The sequence below is a fragment of the Vibrio sp. Vb0888 genome (assembly GCF_033338835.1).
GTDB classification, from domain to species: domain Bacteria; phylum Pseudomonadota; class Gammaproteobacteria; order Enterobacterales; family Vibrionaceae; genus Vibrio; species Vibrio alginolyticus.
Genome location: NZ_JAWOTL010000002.1, coordinates 135348 through 153466, shown reverse-complemented (window position 1 = coordinate 153466; position 18119 = coordinate 135348). Strand labels below are relative to the sequence as shown.

Here is an 18119-nt window from a genome sequence, read left to right as displayed (position 1 = left end):
AATTTAAGCCACGCTCTGAACCGACTATGCCGTCAGAGCGTGTTTTTTTGGTTTACTTCGCACTCGGGGCTGGGCGTTTCGACTTACCTTGAAACTGCTTAATGCTCTTCTTAGCATTAGTTCGGCGGTTGGCTTTTTTATCGCGTGGCGCGCGTTTGCTCTCGCCAGTTGATGGCTTATCCGTTACTGGAAAACCTGCCAGATCTTGCACTGGTAATGCACGTTGAGTCAGGTGACGAATCGCGCTTAGTGCGTCCATTTCACCATGACAAACCAATGACACCGCCACACCTTGTTCGCCTGCGCGAGCGGTGCGTCCTACTCGGTGAACATAGGTTTCTGCATGCATTGACAGTTCAAAGTTGATCACTACAGGCAATTGCTCAATGTGAATGCCGCGCGCTAGTAGATCGGTGGCAATCAACACCTGAATTTGCCCAGATTTAAACTGCGCCAGTGCTTCTTCTCGCTCATCTTGACTCTTATTGCCATGCAGCGCATTGGTTGAGATGCCCGCTTTATTCAGCTTCTTCGCTAAGCCATCGGCGTTCTCTTTCGCACCAATAAATACTAATGCCTGAGTCCACGCGTTTTTTTGAATCAGTTCAATCAATGCCTTGGTTTTACTGCCTTTGTTAACGAGGTACAGCGTTTCAGCAATATCTTGGTTGGTGCTGTTTTCTTGATGCGCTGCAACTTGCTTTGGTGCCGGCATAAGCAGCTTCGCTTTACCCTTCAACTCATCTGAAAACGTTGCCGAGAACATCGCGGTTTGACGCTGGTTTGAAATCAGCCCCGCAATATTTTGTACGTCAGGCCAAAAGCCCATATCCAACAGACGATCCGCTTCATCCAACACTAGGTAATGGATATTGCTTAAGTCTAAACCGTTGTTTGCCAGATCAACCAAACGACCTGTCGTCGCGACAAGGATATGAGGATTTGTCGCTAGCGCCTGCTGTTGTTGCTCTTTATCAACGCCGCCACACAAACACACTGCGTTGAGTTCAAGAACTTGACCAACTTGGTTAATTGCTTCACTCACTTGCATTGCCAGCTCACGAGTTGGCACAAGAATCAGCGCTTTTTGCTCTGGATTGACACCCAGCTTTTCCAACAAAGGCAAACCATAAGCAAGGGTTTTGCCGCTGCCTGTATTTGCCAAAGCCAATAGATCTTGACCAGCCAACAGCTCAGGAATGGCCAACGCTTGAATATAAGTCGGCTTCTTGAAGTCTTTTGGCAGTGCATGAATCAGCTCAGAACTCAATGAGAGAGTAGAAAATGGCATTAACGAAAACCTTGTACTTTGGGTTGAAGAAGCAATGAAAATAATGAAGATGCGGTAAAACGCAGGCGCGGACTTTACCACAATCTGCTAGGTGAACCATCCTATTTTAGGCGCTTAAACCAAGCGTCGCCTACGCAAATCGTCAGAAAACTAAAAAGCGCAAAAAAGCCGTTAGTCTGTACTGCCACAGAGCTAACGGCTAAAAACCCTTGAAGAGAACGCTTCATCAGCCTTTCACTGCGGCTGAAAAGAAATGTGCAGTTTATTAAAGCACAGCTTTACGATTCGGTAAGAACACTTCACCCAACATGCAACGAACCGAACCACCACCAATAGATTCTATGGTAGAAACGTCGAATGGCAGCAATTTACCGTGCGTCGCCAATTGGTTTCTTTGTGCTGGTGAGAATGCATCGTACGCCGATTGCGACATCGCAATCACCTTGTCGCCGTTGATCGTTTCTAGTTGCAGAATGTTACCGCAGAACTGGTTCATCTGATCAAGCGAAATTGAGATGACTTGCTTGTCTTTGGCGAGTGACTTCATTACAAAACGACGCTCAAATTCTGGGATCACTTCGTCACAAATCACGCAAAACTGTTCGCCAACCGCCATCATCACATTGGTGTGATAAATCGGCGCACCAGACGGCAAACGAGTTTGGAAAGAAATCACTCGTTCATAGCCAATACGATCGGCGTAATCTTCTAAAACCAGACGATCACAACGTTGTGAGAGTGCGGCGTAGACCGTTTTATTTAGGTGGTCAAACACCATCACACCCGTGCTTTCTAAATACGCTTGCTCGTCAAGATATTCAGTTAGACTGCTGCGTCGATGAACTTCTCGCCCTGCTTGCGCTAGTGCTGCCACAAGTGCATCGGGACGTACTTCTTTTTGACGGTTTTCACAGGCCATTGGAAAGGTGTACAACGTGCCATCTGGCGTAGTGCTAAACCAATTGTTTGGAAATACCGCGTCTGGCGTTGCAACATCTGAAGTTGGATAATCAAACTCAACAACTTGAACGCCCTCTTGACGCAGCGTTGCAACCATACTCGCGAACTCGGCCATTACTCGACGTGAGACTTCTTCTTGGCTGAGTGACACTTTATGTTGGAACTCATTATCTTGTGCGGTTTCTTCATTAAAACGAAACTCTTTCGGTGGCACCATCACTACGCAGTTTGCGGTTTGGCGCTGAGCACTTTGCGTGCTTTCTTCTTTCCCATTAGCAAATTGGGTCACTGATTCGTGTAATAGCATCCAATACATTCCTTATCACTAGAATGAGGAGATTGTAAATTTATTGTTAACTTCAGTTTTGCTGTTTTGACAATTAATTTAATTGCACAAAAGTAATTTTTGCTGCATTAAGTTCATTTTTCCTTAAATTTTATTGTCACTTTGCAGGTTTAAGCTTTTATGGCACCACGATGAACATGATAAGAATTCATCATAAGAATCAGAACCATAGACAATCACACTCATAACCAACTAGTTACATTTAAGACACAATCGGTTAGACTATTTTTTCGCCCCTCTCGTCAATCGGTCTGCTTTATCGAGGAGCAGGCAAGAAACTCTCATACACGCGGTTTCGTCCAAAGCAGCGTGAATCGATGGATTTAGCCACCCCATATGGCATTGTTTTAACTTTAGGATGAGTTATGTTTAAACGATTTGAAGGCTTTACAGAGCCGTTCCCCAAATCTACACCGGATCAGCCTCCTTCAGGGATGTTCGCTTTTCTGCGTTATTACACTCGTGGTTATGAAAAGCCTTTGATCATCATGTCTTTGATGGCCACAATTGTGGCTGTTGTTGAGGTAATGTTGTTTGGCGCCATGGGACAATTGGTTGATTGGTTGTCTACCAGCAATCCAGAAACGTTCTTACAAGACAACAAATCGGATTTGATTTTCTACGGAGCCTTATTGCTGGTTGTCATGCCTATATTGGTGATCTTGTACTCGTTGCTCGTTCATCAAACGTTATTGGGCAACTACCCAATGTCTATCCGCTGGCTTGCACACCGGTATTTGCTCAATCAAAGCTTGAACTTCTATCAAGATGATTTTGCAGGCCGAGTCGCAACGAAAGTCATGCAAACCTCATTAGCTGTGCGCGAAACCGTAATGAAAGCTATGGATGTGTTTGTTTACGTTACGGTTTACTTCACCAGCATGATCATTATGTTAGCGACGGCAGACTGGCGTTTGATGATCCCAATGATCGTCTGGTTACTCGCTTACATCGCTATCCAAATCTATTTTGTCCCTAAGCTCAAAGACGTCGCTTCAGCGCAGGCCGATGCACGTTCGACAATGACAGGGCGCATCGTAGACAGTTATACCAATATTCAAACCGTCAAACTGTTTTCTCATAGCCAGCGCGAAACCCAATATGCCGAGCAAGGCATGAAAGGATTTTTAAATACGGTCTATCGTCAAATGCGCCTAGTGACCGGCTTCGACGTCGCTGTAGAGATCTCAAACTATATTTTGGTATTTTCCGTTGCTGCTTTATCGATTTACCTGTGGTTGGATAGTGCCATTAGCGTTGGCGCGATTGCGATTGCTGTTAGTCTTGCATTGCGCGTAAACGGTATGTCGATGTGGATAATGTGGGAAGTTGGCGCCCTCTTTGAAAACATGGGAACCGTTGTCGATGGAATGAAAACGCTCTCTAAGCCTATTGATATTAAAGATAAACCAGGTGCAAAAGACTTGGTTGTCACTGAAGGAGGCATTCACTTTGATAACGTCAGCTTCCATTACGGTGAGAACAAAGGCGTGATTAGCCATCTCGACCTCAACATCAAACCAGGAGAGAAAGTAGGCTTGGTCGGGCGCTCCGGCGCCGGAAAATCGACTTTGGTGAACTTGTTACTTCGTTTCCACGATGTCGAAGACGGCAGCATTAAGATCGATGGACAGAACATCTCAGAAGTCACACAAGACTCTTTGCGTTCAAAGATCGGTATGGTGACCCAAGATACTTCTCTGCTACACCGTTCAATTCGTGACAATATTTTGTATGGCAATCCAGATGCGACAGAAGAAGATTTGCTGAAAGCCACTAAGCAAGCGCATGCCCATGAGTTTATCGAAACTCTGACCGACCCATTTGGTAATGTCGGATACGATGCGCAAGTTGGTGAACGTGGTGTGAAACTGTCTGGCGGCCAACGTCAGCGTATCGCAATATCTCGTGTGCTACTCAAAGACGCACCATTGCTGGTATTGGATGAAGCAACATCGGCTCTGGATTCAGAAGTCGAAGCGGCGATTCAGGAAAGCTTGAATGAATTAATGCAAGGGAAAACGGTTATTGCTATCGCTCACCGATTATCGACCATCGCACAAATGGATCGCCTCATCGTGCTAGATAAAGGCAGCATCGTTGAACAAGGTTCTCATCAAGAACTCATTGCGAATAACGGCATTTACGCCCAGCTTTGGGCGCATCAAACTGGCGGATTTATCGCTGAAGAACTAGACAATCAACACGCTTCTTAACGAGTGATAAGCTCAATAAAAACGGCGCTTTAAGCGCCGTTTTTTATTTTAATCCATGGCTAGATGCTCATATAGCCATTGTGGTTTCTCATATATGAAACACTCTCCATGATAAAGCTCACACTTTTTCTGCTAATATACCGCCTCGTTGCGTATCCATTGCAATGAACACAATACAGAGTATTGAGCCGTCTTCATTTGTCATTTCACTTTTTGAGAAACAGCTATACTCAATAGATGGCTTAGTTATTATATTAACAATAAGGTAATTAGCTTATGTGTAAATGTGGTTCAATGCAGATCGTACAACTCAAACCAAGTTGGGCTGACAAGCTATTTGGCTACTCAGAAAGATGGAAATGCCAACTTTGTTGTAAGATCTACCGCATCTAAAATTAAAAATAGAATCTTAGTTTTTCTAAGAAAAAGCAGTGGCCCGACAATGATTGTCGGGTTTTGTTTTTCTGAGCATTCATTTTTTGTCCCTTCTCTACAAGATTACTCATCACGGCAAAACCTAGCATCTTAATGTGACTTAGGTATAGAATCAGGCCCACTTATTCTTTCCGATATTCATATATAACTGGTCACTATGAACAAAAGTTTGCTAACGAATGTCCTCGCTATCGCTTTGATGGCTGGAGGTCATCAATTACAAAACGACTATCTTTGGTATGCAGGGCTGTTTGCGTTCTCAGGCGCCATCACCAACTGGCTTGCCATCCATATGCTGTTTGAGAAAGTGCCTGGATTATACGGTTCTGGCGTGATCCCCGCGCGATTTGAAGAGTTTAAACTGGCTATCAAAAACTTAATGATGGAACAGTTTTTTACTGAAGCGAACATTGACCGATTCTTGAATAAAGAAATGGCGGGCGGTGTGAACATCGATCTTCAACCAGTAATTGAGAAAGTAGATTTAAATCCAGCATTTGATTCCCTAGTGGAAGTAATTGAAGGCTCTCAATTTGGCGGCATGCTAGCGATGTTTGGCGGCTCGGAAGCGCTACAACCCATGCGCCAACCTTTCGTCGAAAAGATGCAAGAATCCATCATTGAGTTGAGCAAGAGCGATAACATCAAAGAAGCACTGAAAGAGCAATTCGAATCTCCTGCAATGATGGATGAGATAAAGCAGAACATTGAAGGTATCATCGATCAACGTTTAAGCGAATTAACACCGGCATTAGTTAAAGAAATGGTGCAAAAGATGATCAAAGAACACCTTGGCTGGCTAGTCGTTTGGGGCGGTGTTTTTGGTGGTTTAATTGGCGTTATCAGCACCTTTATCGGGGCATAATCGCTCACCGATTTATTAAAAAAGGAGCTTCGGCTCCTTTTTTAATCGAGAAAAAGTAATATACCAAGCCACGCTAAATAAGGAGGCTCAACACATGCCTCGCCTAACCAAGGAGCTCGGGATTAACACCAAATCCCGTTTTATGTTCTTCTATGACCACTTCACTACGAGTTTGAATCACGCCCGGAAGCGTGCCTAACTTACTCGACATAAACTCCTGATACGCTTTCATGCTCTTAACACGAACTTTTATCATGGTATCGAAATCTCCAGAGAGCGAGTAGCACTCTTCAATTTCAGGCATCAATTCCACCGCTTTCGCAAACTTTTCAAAAATAGAAAAACTGGTTTGGTCTAAACGAATATGGATGAATACTTGCACATCCAGCCCCAACTTTTCCGCATTCAACTCTGCATGGTAACCATTGATATACCCTTCTTTTTCTAGCCGCTTTACACGGTCAGAACATGGAGAAGTCGTTAAGTTAATCAGCTTTGCTAGTTCTACAACTGGAATTCTGCCTCTCGAATGAAGCACTCTCAAAATATGTAAATCAATCCGGTCCAATTGATAACTCATTAACCCACTTCCTTGTAACCACTTAGAAAGCATCACATTAATCGTTGCTCAAGCAATTGCAAACCATCAAATGCACAGCATGTGAAATTCAGCAGAGAATAACCAGAAAACAACGAAGGAGGGAAAGAGCTATGATTATTGCCGCTCACTTAGTAACCGTGATATGAAGAGAAAAAGCAACCTAGCGGCTCCCGCGGAGTCGCAAATTTGAAAGCGCATGACACGCCTGTATAGATATGTCGTTCGGGCAACACTGCCCTATTTAGCCATTAATCATGGCTATCACTCAGAATTAGAGTGCGGCCGATGTATGCCGTGTAGGATGTGGAACAACCTCTCCAATTGCACGATGATTACAACAACGGCAGTAGTATTGAGGCTCCATCTCGTAATAATGTTCACCTGATACAAATTTCGCCATCAGCTGTGTAAAACTCACCATTTTGCCTGTTAACGAGTCAACAGACTGAGGCTCGCAACGCTTCATAATCACTTTATGTTGCGTTGATTTTCTACAAGCTGCGCAATATATATCCGGCATTTCTCTTCTCCCTACTTTTTCGTCCTACTGACAATTGACATATTTTGTTCAAAATAATTCCACAATTAAAAAGCTCCTTTAATTTTTTGTGCCCTATCTTCAAAAAATTGAACGAAAGTATCAAAAAACTGAGACATTGGTCAGACCTCAACTTTTGTACCATCAATATGAGCAAACGTGCTTATGTGTGTATTAATACGACACATTACACATAAGCAATTGTTCGGGCTTATTATTTAGTAAGGCGCATGACAACTTTACAGCTGGCTAGATCGAGCTTTCGAGACGCCTTGTTATCTTGATTTACCCCGCAAACCAGTTGCTAGCAGCTATAGCCGTCTCATCAAGGAAGAAATGCATGACGATACAACCGATTCTCACTACCGAAAGACTCATCCTCCGGCCATTCAATATCGATGACTGCCAACAAGTGGCTTTACTCGCTGGAGATAAGCGAATTGCCGACATGACAGCAAACATCCCTCATCCTTATGAGCGACCGATGGCGCAAGCATGGATAGATAGGCACGATCCGATGTATCAGCAGCATCAAGGCGTGGCGTACGCTATTACCTTGCGAAACACTGGGGAGTTACTTGGTACAGTGAGTTTACCGCGTATCGAAGAGGGCTACGGTACATTAGGCTACTGGGTTGGCGTGCCACATTGGGGGAAAGGCTATGCATTCGAGGCCTCCAAAGCCTTACTCGAATTTGCTCGAATGCACTTTGAGTTAAACGGAATAACCGTGATGCATTTGGTGGACAATCAGCGTTCTAAATCGGTGATCCAAAAACTAAATATCCCTTACATCGGTGACAAAACATTGCGCATGCAAGGCAAAGAACGAAAGGTTTGTGTCTACCAACTCACGTTCGTCGCTTCTGAATAAAGTCGAGGAATATGTCGGATGATTATCCATGAAACTTCACAAAATCTGCCCAAGAACAACCCTTTCTTGCTAGGAACTGTATTGTTGTCGCTGTTCTATTTTTCCTACCTAGCAGACAAGGTCGTCGAATTTGGACTCGTAGCACTCACAATAATAGGATTGAAACTGCTCTCAACGTACTTCACGCGCCGCGCGTTCAATCCTAAAACGCTAGATATCGATGCAAGCACCATCACCTTGAAGTACCGCCAGGGCTCAACGGTTTACTTCCGTCTACCTCTTGATGACATTGTCAAAGTCCAAATACAGAAAGAGTTCTTCTCTAGCAAAAGTTTGATGCTCTACACAGTCAACGACGCTTACCAAGTGCCGAATTCAGACAATTTCGATTCTCTACAGTTAAAGGATTTAATGAAACAACTTGAAGAAAGAATTGATGATCAATCTCGCTAAAACGAAAAGAGAAGACATTCTAGAATGTTGCCAATTTGGTCTCTAAATAGAAAGACAAAAAAGCCAGCAATAACGCTGGCTTTTCTCTGTATTAGTCTTGTGCGACTTTCACGCGAATTTTGCTTTTTTCTACGTTCGTCAAATTCAGTGCTTCAAGAGCAGAAATGGCTTCTGCTTCGTCCGGCATGATGACAAAACCGAAGCCTTTCGACAAACCCGTGTCTTGATCAAGCACTAGCGAACACAGTTCTACTTTGCCGTACGCTGAGAATAATTTGCGGATATCTTGCTCGGTCATGTGACGAGCCAAGTTTCTTACTAAAAGTTTCATAATGAACCTAGTTGGTTTGATAACGGTTCGATTCTCTCAGTTTCTCTCTGGCAAACCAAGTGAATAATATGACGGCGTTGACTAGATCATTCTAAGTACATCTGTTTAAATGATTTTCCGTTCATTTTTCACCCATAGGAGAGTCGGCATGGAAACGAAACGTCTCAAACTCATCCCTGCTTGTTTAGAACGAGCAGAAGAGGCGCATCAAGCTGTCGTTCGCAGCCAAAAGACTCTCGAAGTCTATCTGCCGTGGGTGCCTCATGTGCTGACATTAGAAGCGATGATAGAAGGGACAGAGAAAGCCATCGCAAACTTTGAAAACTTCGAAGAAGAGCTGCGTTACTACATGATTGAAAAGGAAAGCGATCGCTTACTGGGTGCGGTCGGCTTAATGATTCGAGATCCCGATGTGCCATCCTTTGAGATAGGTTATTGGTTAGATAATGCTGCCGTTGGCAATGGTTATGTTGCTGAGGCTGTGCTCGAAGTTGAGCGCTATGCGTTTGATGACTTGGGTGCCAAGAGAATCGCAATTCATGCTGATAGCACCAACCAAAAGAGCCGAGCTGTAGCCGAGCGCTGTGGTTATGAGTTCGAAGGAGAGCTCAGAAACGAACGTCTGACTACATCGGGAGAGCTGAGTAACACCGTTGTTTACGCCAAAATTCATCGCGACTAACACTCCAATCTAACCGAGCAATGCTAAGCTTTGATCTCAAGCTACCACCATTAACGTTAATTAAGTTTCAGATAAAACAAAGCCCGCTAAAATAGCGGGCTTTGTGTTCATATACGGGAAGTTACTAGTCTAGTTCAACCAGTTTTTTCTCGAACGACTGGTGTTGGTCTAACACGTCTTGCGCAGCACCACCCGTTGCTTTACTTACCACAATGATGGCAAGCGTAGAGAAGATGATGCCCGGTACGATTTCGTACACATCAAACCAACCGCCAGTTAGCTGCTTCCAAACTACGATAGTGATACCACCAACAAGAATACCTGCTAACGCGCCGTTACGGTTCATACCGCTCCAGTAAAGGCTAAGTACAACCGCAGGACCAAATGCCGCACCAAAACCAGCCCAAGCGTAAGATACAAGACCAAGTACTGAGCTATCAGGCGTCATCGCTAGGAATAGCGCAACAAGCGAAATAACGATAACACCGATACGACCAATCATTACGATTTCTTCAGAAGACGCTTCTGGCTTGAATACTTGCTTGTAGAAATCTTCTGCAAGCGCTGAAGATGAAACAAGGAGCTGTGAGTCAGCGGTACTCATTACCGCCGCTAGGATTGCTGCTAACAACATACCCGCAACGACAGGGTGGAATACTGCGTTAACCAATAGCATGAAGATCTTCTCGCCGTCTTCTAGTTGAGTACCCGGATGACCCGTAACCCAAACCAGACCAACAAGACCAACAAGCATTGCACCAACCATAGATAGTGCCGTCCAAATCACTGCGATACGACGTGCAGTCGTTAGATCTTTGTTTGAACGAGACGCTTTAAAACGCGCTAGGATGTGTGGCTGACCAAAGTAACCAAGGCCCCACGCCGCTAGAGAGATAATGGCAATCGCAGACAATGGTTCGCCTTTCGCGTCATTCCATAGCGTTGCAAGTTCTGGGTTGATGTCATGTAGATCAGAACTTAGCTGACCTAAACCACCGTCCATTACCGCTATAGGAACAATCATTAGCGCAGCCGCCATTAGAAGACCTTGCACTAAGTCAGTCCAAGATACCGCTAGGAAACCACCGAATAGTGTGTAAGAAACGACACACACCGTACCGATGATAACAGCGTAGGTGTAATCTAGACCGAATACCGTCTCAAACAGTTTGCCCCCTGCGACCAAACCTGAGCTGGTGTAGAAAAGGAAAAATAGAAGAATGAAAAACGCAGAGATTGTCTGAATCAGTTTCGACTTATCGTTGAAGCGACGTGACAGAAACTCTGGCAACGTTAGCGCGTCAGTTTGGATACTGTAGGTACGGAGGCGTTTTGCACTGATGAGCCAGTTTGCCCATGTACCAAGAAGTAGACCGCCGGCTAACCAGAAGGCCTCGATACCCGCAGCGTACGCATAGCCAGGCAAGCCTAGCAGCAACCAACCACTCATGTCTGAAGCACCTGCAGATAATGCAGCAGGCCACGGACCTAGACTACGGCCACCTAGGAAGTAGTCAGATGAATTGGAAGTCCTCTTATACGCGTATACGCCAATAGCAACCATAATCAGTAAATACGCCACAAAAGTGGACGTGATAGCAAAGCTATTTTCTATCATTAGATAGTCCTCGTTATAATTATTTCCTTCCTTGCCTGCCCTGATATTTTACCGTCTCAGCAATACATCAGAGTATAAAAAACCAATCTGGACCGGCTCTCAGTCCAGTTACTCCAGATTGGCATTACAAGTCAGGTTAGTGAGTTTCGTTCCCCAACTCGAGTAGAGTTGCGTTACCACCCACCGCGGTAATATTTATCGTTCGAGTGCGCTCAGTAATGAAGCGCAACGAGAGATGAGGATCATGAGCCAATTTCGGTGACTCTAAATCCGTTTCAGAAACTAAGCCGACGATTGCACCGTCACGCTTAGCTAGTTGAAGATTGAGCGCATGCTCAATCTGTGAACGCCCAACATAACCCACACTACGTACATCGCTCTCAAGCAACGGGGCAGACGCATCGTACGCAACAACCTGGACTAAGTTAGATGGGAAGTTTGCCAACGCTACAGCTTGCTTAACCAGTTGGTTTAGCTCTGCATTGTCACTGCAAACGACCACACTGTTGCCTGCAATTAAGGCACAGGTGATCATCGCAAAAGCACTGTATAACGCATTATCAGCAGGCTCGATGTTGTTTTCACAAATCACCAAAGCCACACCGCGTCCTGCGGCATACAGTTCGTTAGTTTCCCCTGTAGGGCCAACTAACTGGTGAGTTTCTGCAAGAAGAGTTGATGCTTGTTGCAAGTGGTAAGAAACCACTTTGGCAACGGTAGACTGCTGCCCTTCTAGTGCAGATTTAAATGCCAGAACATGCTCGCATTTGTAATCAAAATCAGTCAGATTCCACTGCTCCCACGCAGAGAATGCATCTTTAAAATAGGTGATCTGATGAACCATAATGCGACTCCTTATGCGTTTTCTGCTTGAGCAAGAAGATGTTGAGTAAATCGGAATAGGTAATGTGGACCACCAGCTTTCGGGCCAGTACCTGACAAGCCTTGACCACCAAACGGCTGTACACCAACCACAGCGCCAACTTGGTCTCGGTTGATGTAGCAGTTACCTACTCGAGCATGTTTCTCAATCCAACGGTACGTGGTTTCGTTACGGCTATGGATACCCATCGTCAAGCCAAAACCCGTTTTGTTGATCTGCGCAACCACGTTCGGTAATTCAGACGCTTTAAAGCGAACAATGTGCAAGATTGGACCAAATTGTTCTTCTTTCAGCACATCGATACCCGAGATTTCAAACGCACTTGGTGAGACAAAGTCACCATGCTGGCACGATTCATCCAGCTGTAGCTGAGCGACTTTAGTCTGTGTTTTGCTCATTTGCTCAAGGTGAGCGAGGAGTTTTTGTTTTGCATTGCTGTCGATAACCGGACCAACATCTGTTTTGTGTAGGTAAGGTAAACCAACATGCAGTTCATTCATCGCACCTTGAATCAGGTTGATCATACGGTCTGCTACATCTTCTTGTACAAATAGAACACGAAGGGCAGAACAACGCTGACCAGCAGATGCAAACGCCGAACGAATCACATCACGCACCACCTGCTCTGGCAATGCAGTACTGTCCACAATCATTGCGTTTTGGCCACCTGTTTCCGCAATAAACGGAACCGGTTTCGCGCTGCGCTCCGCAAGCGTAACGTTAATGCGTTGCGCCGTTGCCGTTGAGCCAGTGAATGCCACACCAGCAATAGCATCATGAGAAGTCAGTGCATGACCAATCTCAGCGCCGCGACCAGTAAGTAACTGAATCACACCTGCAGGGAAACCAGCATCCAGCATTAGTTCAATAGCGCGAGCGGCAATTAAGCTTGTTTGCTCAGCAGGTTTTGCAACCACTGTGTTACCCGCAATCAGTGCTGCCGTCACCTGACCAAGGAAGATAGCCAACGGGAAGTTCCAAGGGCTGATACACACAAACACACCAAGACCTTCACGGCTAGAAATGCGTTTCACACCATCAAAGCCTTCTAGCTCAAATGGCTGTAGGTTTTGCGCTTGTTTCGCGTAATAACGACAGAAATCCACCGCTTCACGAACTTCATCAATGCTATCGTGAATCGTTTTACCCGCTTCTTTGTGACAAATCGCCACCAGCTCAGCCAGGTTTTCTTCCATTAAGTCAGCAAGCTTTTCTAAACAAGCCGCTTTTTGCTCAACAGGAACGGTTTTCCAATCAGAGAAAGCACTTTGCGCCGCATCAATTGCAGCGGAAACGTGATCAAGAGTTGCAAATGCCACTTTGCCGACTTCAATTCGGCGATCGTATGGTGCGGTGATGATCTCAGCCGCATTTTCCTTGATCATGCTTTCGGCAAAGCGTTCACCATTGATCATCGGGCCTGCAACCCACTGGTTGTCCATGAAGCTTTCGACCTGAGCTTCAAATGGCTTCGCTTCACTGTCGATGTCAATGTTGACGCCATATGAGTTCTTACGCTCAGGGAAAATATCGGCAGGCAATGGAATTTTGTCGTTGTGTAGCGTGTCAAAACCCGTCAACACATCCACAGGGTGATGGGTCAACTCATAAATCGGACAACGCGCATCAACTAGACGGTGTACAAACGAGCTGTTCGCACCATTTTCAAGCAGACGACGAACCAAGTACGGAAGAAGATCAGCATGGCTACCGACAGGAGCATAAATACGTACTGGCTGACCGTACATTTTCATAACATGGTTATACAGTGAATCACCCATACCATGCAGGCGCTGGAACTCGTATTCTTTGTGCTCCGCCATGACAGCAATTGCCGTCACCGTGTGAGCATTGTGGCTTGCAAATTGTGGGTAGATATTACCGCGAACACCTTCGCTAAGTAGGAAACGAGCACAAGCTAGGTATGCAACGTCCGTCGCTTCTTTGCGAGTGTATACTGGGTAATTTGCATAACCCGCTTGTTGAGACCACTTGATTTCGCTGTCCCAGTACGCGCCTTTAACCAAACGCAGAGGAATAACGTCACCTTGCTCTTTTGCGAGTGCATTTAGCCACACCAAGACTGGTAGCGCACGTTTTGAGTAGGCTTGAATAACCAAACCAAACTTGCCCCAACCCTTCACAAGATCGCTACGGTATACTTTCTCAAATAGCTTCAGGGAAAGCTCAAGGCGATCCGCTTCTTCTGCATCGATTGTGATTGCAACGTCGACTTCAATAGCACGTTTTAGTAGTTGCATTAGTGAGTCATACAACTCTGTCATTACACGTTCTTCATTTGCGACTTCGTAGCGCGGGTGTAATGCAGAAAGCTTGATGGAAATCGAAGGCGCAGGGCTGGTGTCGTTACCGTAAGTCTCGCGACCCACCGCTTCGATCGCCATTAGGTAATCTTTGAAGTACTTGTTCGCGTCCGCTGTAGTTAACGCCGCCTCACCCAACATATCAAACGAGTAGGTGAAACCTTTGTCGCGCATTGGGCGACCGTTCTTTTGCGCTTCTTCGATCGTACGACCACGAACAAACTGGTGACCCATGATCTTCATTGCCTGATACATGGCTTTACGAATCACGGGCTCAGAGAATTTATTTACCAGACGGTTTACAGCCTGACCTGGGCTCTGGGTGCCTTGCTCACCAAGACCAACCACTTTACCTGTTAGCATGAGGCCCCATGTTGATGCGTTAACAAACACAGAGTCAGAGTTTTTCAGGTGAGATTTCCAGTCTGCGACACTCAACTTATCTTTAATCAAAGAATCTGCTGTCGCGGCATCTGGGATGCGCATTAATGCTTCTGCAAGACACATCAGCAAGATACCTTCTTGAGTATCTAAGCTGTATTCCAGCAATAAAGCATCAATCATCTGGATTGACTTCTTATCGGCACGAATGGCTTCGATAAGGTGGGTAGTTTGGGTAGTGATCGCCGATTTTTCATCCTCTGTCGGCGTCGCTAGTGGCAATAGTTGCTCTAGCCATTGAGACTCGTCCACCATATATAATGGCGAGATCAGTGACCACAACTTATCAAGCGGCTGCCCGATAAATTCCGGTGTCAACACGTTCGTAGCTGTAAACATGTGTGTTCCTCAATCTCACTCCTCGAAAACCGCTTCGAGGATTATCAATGGCTGGCAGTGTATTTTGAGGCCGATAAGAATACTTGTCAAAAACTACGACATTTTTGCCAAAAACTCGCTTTTATAACAAAACATCCACATAGTCACATTCAAATAGGTAATATTTTGTGTTGTAAATTTTAATTTTTTCATTGCATTCACAACAAAATATCAAGAATATCAATAAGATTTTTGTGAAGAGCTCGTTCTAAGAGAAAATGTAGGATCAAGTGGCATATCAACCACTGCAAAGAACAGAGAATTTAAAAAAACGAGAGATAGGTCACGTGAATAAAACATAAAAAAACCATGCATAGTGCATGGCTTTATTCTGATTGATGATTATTTGACCTAAAAAAACGCGTTGTTATCCAACTTGTTTTTTATAACGGGAAGGTGATATTCCCTGTAAGCGAGTAAAAGTATGAGTAAAAGTACTCTGGCTTGAGAAGCCAGTAAACTCGGCAATTTGCCCTAAAGAAAGGTGCCCTTGCTCGATTAATTCACGAGCCATGTCGATACGCTTTCCGAGAACATATTGATGAGGTGTAATCCCCATCTGCTCTTTAAACAAGCAATGGAACTGACTTTCCCCAAGAAACACTCGCCCGGCCAATTGAGCCACACTAATCTTATGACTCAGGTGCTGCTCAATGTAACGATCAATCGCCTCCAAATCAAAGCGCGACTCTTTTCGACTGGTCTCAAATGCCGAGATATGGCGCTGCATTAATGCAATCACAGTGTCGTTACACGCACGACTTAACAGCAGGTCATCCGGATGGTTTCGCATTTCCTGAACCAACATCTGTATCAGCTTCTGAATTTGACTATCTAACTGGAAGTAGACATGGTCTCTCTCCAGGTTATTGATTTTTTGAAGCATGTCAGGATCATCATTTGTCGGTTTGGGCATATTCAGCACCAAAATATCCGATTGATTGATGACGCCACCGAAAGCATGATCAGAGCATGCGGTGACCACACAACCTTGACCAGGGCCGACAAGATTACCTCGCCCGCGCACTTCAAATTCGGCTTGCCCTTTTAAACCAATCACGATCTGCGTATAAGAATGATCGTGGCAATCCATATAAGACGGAAGTGTGATCAGCTCCGCCGGCTTCGGCAGCATAATCTCTTGATATGAAAGGATTTTTTGGTTATCTGAGTCACTCATTTTAAACAGTCGTCTTTACACGGTCAGCTTACGTCTTCGCATCATATACCTTCTTTGTTGGGTTGCAACTTTTACCCAACTCAATCGACAAGATCAAATCAGCATGATCAAGTTCATTTACATGATCATAGTTCCGGAACGATGATCATGCGAGGTTAATTTACGGTCAGTGAGCAACCAATTTTATTAACAAAAACGGATAGATAGGCAACACCTTACGTATATATAATCAATCAATGTAAAGATCCTTGTTACCGAACAATCTGTTATTTTGTAAAACACCGTGCTCCATATTAGATAAGTCGTCTCTGAAACGGATCGAAACCCACTCTTAAACTCAACATAGAGGGATTTCCCCCCTTACTAATATGCCTCTGATTCAATACATTAGTTATCGAGCTTTAAGATGCATACGATCTAAAGCTCTCGGTATCTCATTGATACCTCTAACTTACTTAGCAGACCCTCGCTAGGTAATTTAGAACCTCTTCTACACGTCGACAAGATTATATCTTGTGTTGCCAGCCCGTCTTCAGGCTGGCTTTTTTTTCGCTTCTCAACAATGAAAACAATGGCATAAGCTGATATCATAGCTTTTGTCTCACTGTCCCTCTCATATGCTTAGGTGCTGCTCTTTCGCTCACAAGTGATATGAAAGTCAAACACATTACAACTGAGTTGTAGGAAGCATGATCAAGGACGATACGAGTTGTAAGCCGAACATTAGGCGGACATCCGTGAGCGCACATATCTGTAATGAAACAGACCATTTTCCCAATTAAACTCTTCGTTCCATTTCGTCGTTGTCTATGACTACCTGACGAAAACATCGAACACCATGAATTTAATTGGATTGAGCGCCAATCAACGAACGTGTTCTAGCAACGTAACTGCCTACTTGGCAACATCAATACGAGCCATGTAACACGGACGTCTCTGTATTGGTAAAAGCAGTATGTAGTGAGTCCTTTTGTGAATATTTCAGTCGATACCATAGAACAATCCCTCCTTAAACAGCTACCAGGTTGTTGGGGATGCAAAGATAAAGATTCGGTATTCCTATACGTAAACCAGGAATACGCAGAACTGTTAGGGCACACATCGCCCGAGGAGTGCTTGGGTAAAACTGATTTTGATATGGCCAGCCCAACCACTGAATGCGCGCAAGAATTTCAACGCCAAGATAAACACGTTCTCGAAACTGGCGAGTCACTAAAAATTCTGGATATCCACCCTTATCCAGATGGCCGCTGGCGAGCACATATATTTACTAAAACACCGTGGCGAGATGACAAAGGCGACATCGTAGGCACCATTTTCTACGGAAGGGAACTCACCGACACCGCCGTGATTGAAGTCGGGTATTGGGTTTGTCGTGCAATCAGTACCAACCCAAATCAACAATCCATCTTTCGTTTTTCTGACTTACAACCAAAACCAGAGAAGCTCACATGCCGCGAGCAAGAAACGCTTTTCCTCTTGCTCTATGGCAAAAAGCCTCAATTTATCTCTCAGGTCATGGGCATATCAACAAAAACCGTTGAAGGTCACGTCGCACGCTTACGTAATAAGTTTGCAGCGAACAGCAAGAACGAACTAATAGATAAAGCAATGGAAGCAGGCTACGGCTCTGTTGTACCCAAAACGCTGCTTAAGCATCAATTATCGGTTGTGTTGAATGGAGAGCGATAATTCGCATCGCT

15 protein-coding genes are annotated in these 18119 nt (G+C 44.8%); 6 read left to right on the top strand and 9 right to left on the bottom strand.

The window, feature by feature from the left end:
- Positions 1-52: 52 nt before the first annotated feature.
- Positions 53-1291: a DEAD/DEAH box helicase gene (locus R7P72_RS04835; RefSeq protein ID WP_213906970.1), complete on the bottom strand. Its 1239-nt coding sequence runs from the start codon at positions 1289-1291 to the stop codon at positions 53-55.
- Between the two features lie 265 nt (positions 1292-1556).
- On the bottom strand, positions 1557-2558 hold the full coding sequence (locus R7P72_RS04830; protein WP_005374598.1) for an arginine deiminase-related protein: 1002 nt from the start codon (positions 2556-2558) through the stop codon (positions 1557-1559).
- 404 nt (positions 2559-2962) lie between these two features.
- Between R7P72_RS04830 and R7P72_RS04825 the strand changes: the two genes are divergently transcribed.
- Both R7P72_RS04825 and R7P72_RS04820 read left to right on the top strand, forming a co-directional pair.
- Positions 2963-4813 (top strand): ABC transporter ATP-binding protein, encoded by a 1851-nt coding sequence (locus R7P72_RS04825; RefSeq protein ID WP_005374597.1) that lies wholly within the window; start codon positions 2963-2965, stop codon positions 4811-4813.
- A 592-nt stretch (positions 4814-5405) separates the two neighbouring features.
- Positions 5406-6113 (top strand): DUF445 domain-containing protein, encoded by a 708-nt coding sequence (locus R7P72_RS04820; protein ID WP_005374596.1) that lies wholly within the window; start codon positions 5406-5408, stop codon positions 6111-6113.
- A 103-nt stretch (positions 6114-6216) separates the two neighbouring features.
- On the opposite strand, the gene R7P72_RS04815 is transcribed toward R7P72_RS04820, so the two are convergent.
- Together R7P72_RS04815 and R7P72_RS04810 are read right to left on the bottom strand one after the other, a co-directional pair.
- A complete protein-coding gene (locus tag R7P72_RS04815; protein ID WP_005374595.1) occupies positions 6217-6693 on the bottom strand; it encodes an Lrp/AsnC family transcriptional regulator in 477 nt (158 codons plus the stop codon).
- A 292-nt stretch (positions 6694-6985) separates the two neighbouring features.
- Entirely contained in the window at positions 6986-7234 is a 249-nt protein-coding gene (locus tag R7P72_RS04810; protein ID WP_005374593.1) for a hypothetical protein, read from the bottom strand.
- 358 nt (positions 7235-7592) lie between these two features.
- On the opposite strand from R7P72_RS04810, the gene R7P72_RS04805 reads away from it, so the two are divergent.
- Positions 7593-8126 (top strand): GNAT family N-acetyltransferase, encoded by a 534-nt coding sequence (locus tag R7P72_RS04805; RefSeq protein ID WP_005374591.1) that lies wholly within the window; start codon positions 7593-7595, stop codon positions 8124-8126.
- Between the two features lie 18 nt (positions 8127-8144).
- Positions 8145-8579 carry a hypothetical protein gene (locus R7P72_RS04800; RefSeq protein ID WP_005374589.1) on the top strand — a complete coding sequence of 145 codons (435 nt, stop codon included), beginning with the start codon at positions 8145-8147 and terminating at the stop codon, positions 8577-8579.
- Positions 8580-8670: 91 nt separating this feature from the next.
- On the opposite strand, the gene R7P72_RS04795 is transcribed toward R7P72_RS04800, so the two are convergent.
- Positions 8671-8910: an RNA recognition motif domain-containing protein gene (locus R7P72_RS04795; RefSeq protein WP_005374587.1), complete on the bottom strand. Its 240-nt coding sequence runs from the start codon at positions 8908-8910 to the stop codon at positions 8671-8673.
- Between the two features lie 148 nt (positions 8911-9058).
- On the opposite strand from R7P72_RS04795, the gene R7P72_RS04790 reads away from it, so the two are divergent.
- Positions 9059-9592 carry a GNAT family N-acetyltransferase gene (locus R7P72_RS04790; RefSeq protein WP_005374585.1) on the top strand — a complete coding sequence of 178 codons (534 nt, stop codon included), beginning with the start codon at positions 9059-9061 and terminating at the stop codon, positions 9590-9592.
- A 124-nt stretch (positions 9593-9716) separates the two neighbouring features.
- Here R7P72_RS04790 and putP read toward each other — a convergent pair whose 3' ends face one another.
- From putP to R7P72_RS04770, 4 genes are all read right to left on the bottom strand, one after another.
- A complete protein-coding gene (gene putP / locus R7P72_RS04785) occupies positions 9717-11210 on the bottom strand; it encodes a sodium/proline symporter PutP (protein ID WP_005374582.1) in 1494 nt (497 codons plus the stop codon).
- A 136-nt stretch (positions 11211-11346) separates the two neighbouring features.
- Positions 11347-12054, bottom strand: a complete 708-nt coding sequence (locus R7P72_RS04780; protein WP_005374581.1) for a 1-pyrroline-5-carboxylate dehydrogenase — start codon at positions 12052-12054, stop codon at positions 11347-11349.
- A gap of 11 nt (positions 12055-12065) precedes the next feature.
- Positions 12066-15197, bottom strand: coding sequence for a bifunctional proline dehydrogenase/L-glutamate gamma-semialdehyde dehydrogenase PutA (gene putA, locus R7P72_RS04775; protein WP_005374576.1), 3132 nt, complete (start codon positions 15195-15197; stop codon positions 12066-12068).
- A gap of 406 nt (positions 15198-15603) precedes the next feature.
- Positions 15604-16416 (bottom strand): AraC family transcriptional regulator, encoded by an 813-nt coding sequence (locus R7P72_RS04770; RefSeq protein WP_005374573.1) that lies wholly within the window; start codon positions 16414-16416, stop codon positions 15604-15606.
- Positions 16417-17388: 972 nt separating this feature from the next.
- Between R7P72_RS04770 and R7P72_RS04765 the strand changes: the two genes are divergently transcribed.
- The gene (locus R7P72_RS04765) at positions 17389-18108 is read left to right on the top strand and encodes a PAS domain-containing protein (protein WP_017820063.1); all 720 of its coding nucleotides are present in this window, start codon (positions 17389-17391) and stop codon (positions 18106-18108) included.
- Positions 18109-18119: the final 11 nt, after the last annotated feature.

What these genes read in the sequence shown, in the direction of transcription:
- R7P72_RS04815 (WP_005374595.1), bottom strand. Translation starts at nt 6,693, where the DNA reads ATGAGTTATCAATTGGACCGGATTGATTTACATATTTTGAGAGTGCTT.
- R7P72_RS04770 (WP_005374573.1), bottom strand. Translation starts at nt 16,416, where the DNA reads ATGAGTGACTCAGATAACCAAAAAATCCTTTCATATCAAGAGATTATG.
- R7P72_RS04790 (WP_005374585.1), top strand. Translation starts at nt 9,059, where the DNA reads ATGGAAACGAAACGTCTCAAACTCATCCCTGCTTGTTTAGAACGAGCA.
- R7P72_RS04805 (WP_005374591.1), top strand. Translation starts at nt 7,593, where the DNA reads ATGACGATACAACCGATTCTCACTACCGAAAGACTCATCCTCCGGCCA.
- putP (WP_005374582.1), bottom strand. Translation starts at nt 11,210, where the DNA reads ATGATAGAAAATAGCTTTGCTATCACGTCCACTTTTGTGGCGTATTTA.
- R7P72_RS04835 (WP_213906970.1), bottom strand. Translation starts at nt 1,291, where the DNA reads ATGCCATTTTCTACTCTCTCATTGAGTTCTGAGCTGATTCATGCACTG.
- R7P72_RS04780 (WP_005374581.1), bottom strand. Translation starts at nt 12,054, where the DNA reads ATGGTTCATCAGATCACCTATTTTAAAGATGCATTCTCTGCGTGGGAG.
- R7P72_RS04830 (WP_005374598.1), bottom strand. Translation starts at nt 2,558, where the DNA reads ATGCTATTACACGAATCAGTGACCCAATTTGCTAATGGGAAAGAAGAA.
- putA (WP_005374576.1), bottom strand. Translation starts at nt 15,197, where the DNA reads ATGTTTACAGCTACGAACGTGTTGACACCGGAATTTATCGGGCAGCCG.
- R7P72_RS04820 (WP_005374596.1), top strand. Translation starts at nt 5,406, where the DNA reads ATGAACAAAAGTTTGCTAACGAATGTCCTCGCTATCGCTTTGATGGCT.
- R7P72_RS04800 (WP_005374589.1), top strand. Translation starts at nt 8,145, where the DNA reads ATGATTATCCATGAAACTTCACAAAATCTGCCCAAGAACAACCCTTTC.
- R7P72_RS04795 (WP_005374587.1), bottom strand. Translation starts at nt 8,910, where the DNA reads ATGAAACTTTTAGTAAGAAACTTGGCTCGTCACATGACCGAGCAAGAT.
- R7P72_RS04825 (WP_005374597.1), top strand. Translation starts at nt 2,963, where the DNA reads ATGTTTAAACGATTTGAAGGCTTTACAGAGCCGTTCCCCAAATCTACA.
- R7P72_RS04810 (WP_005374593.1), bottom strand. Translation starts at nt 7,234, where the DNA reads ATGCCGGATATATATTGCGCAGCTTGTAGAAAATCAACGCAACATAAA.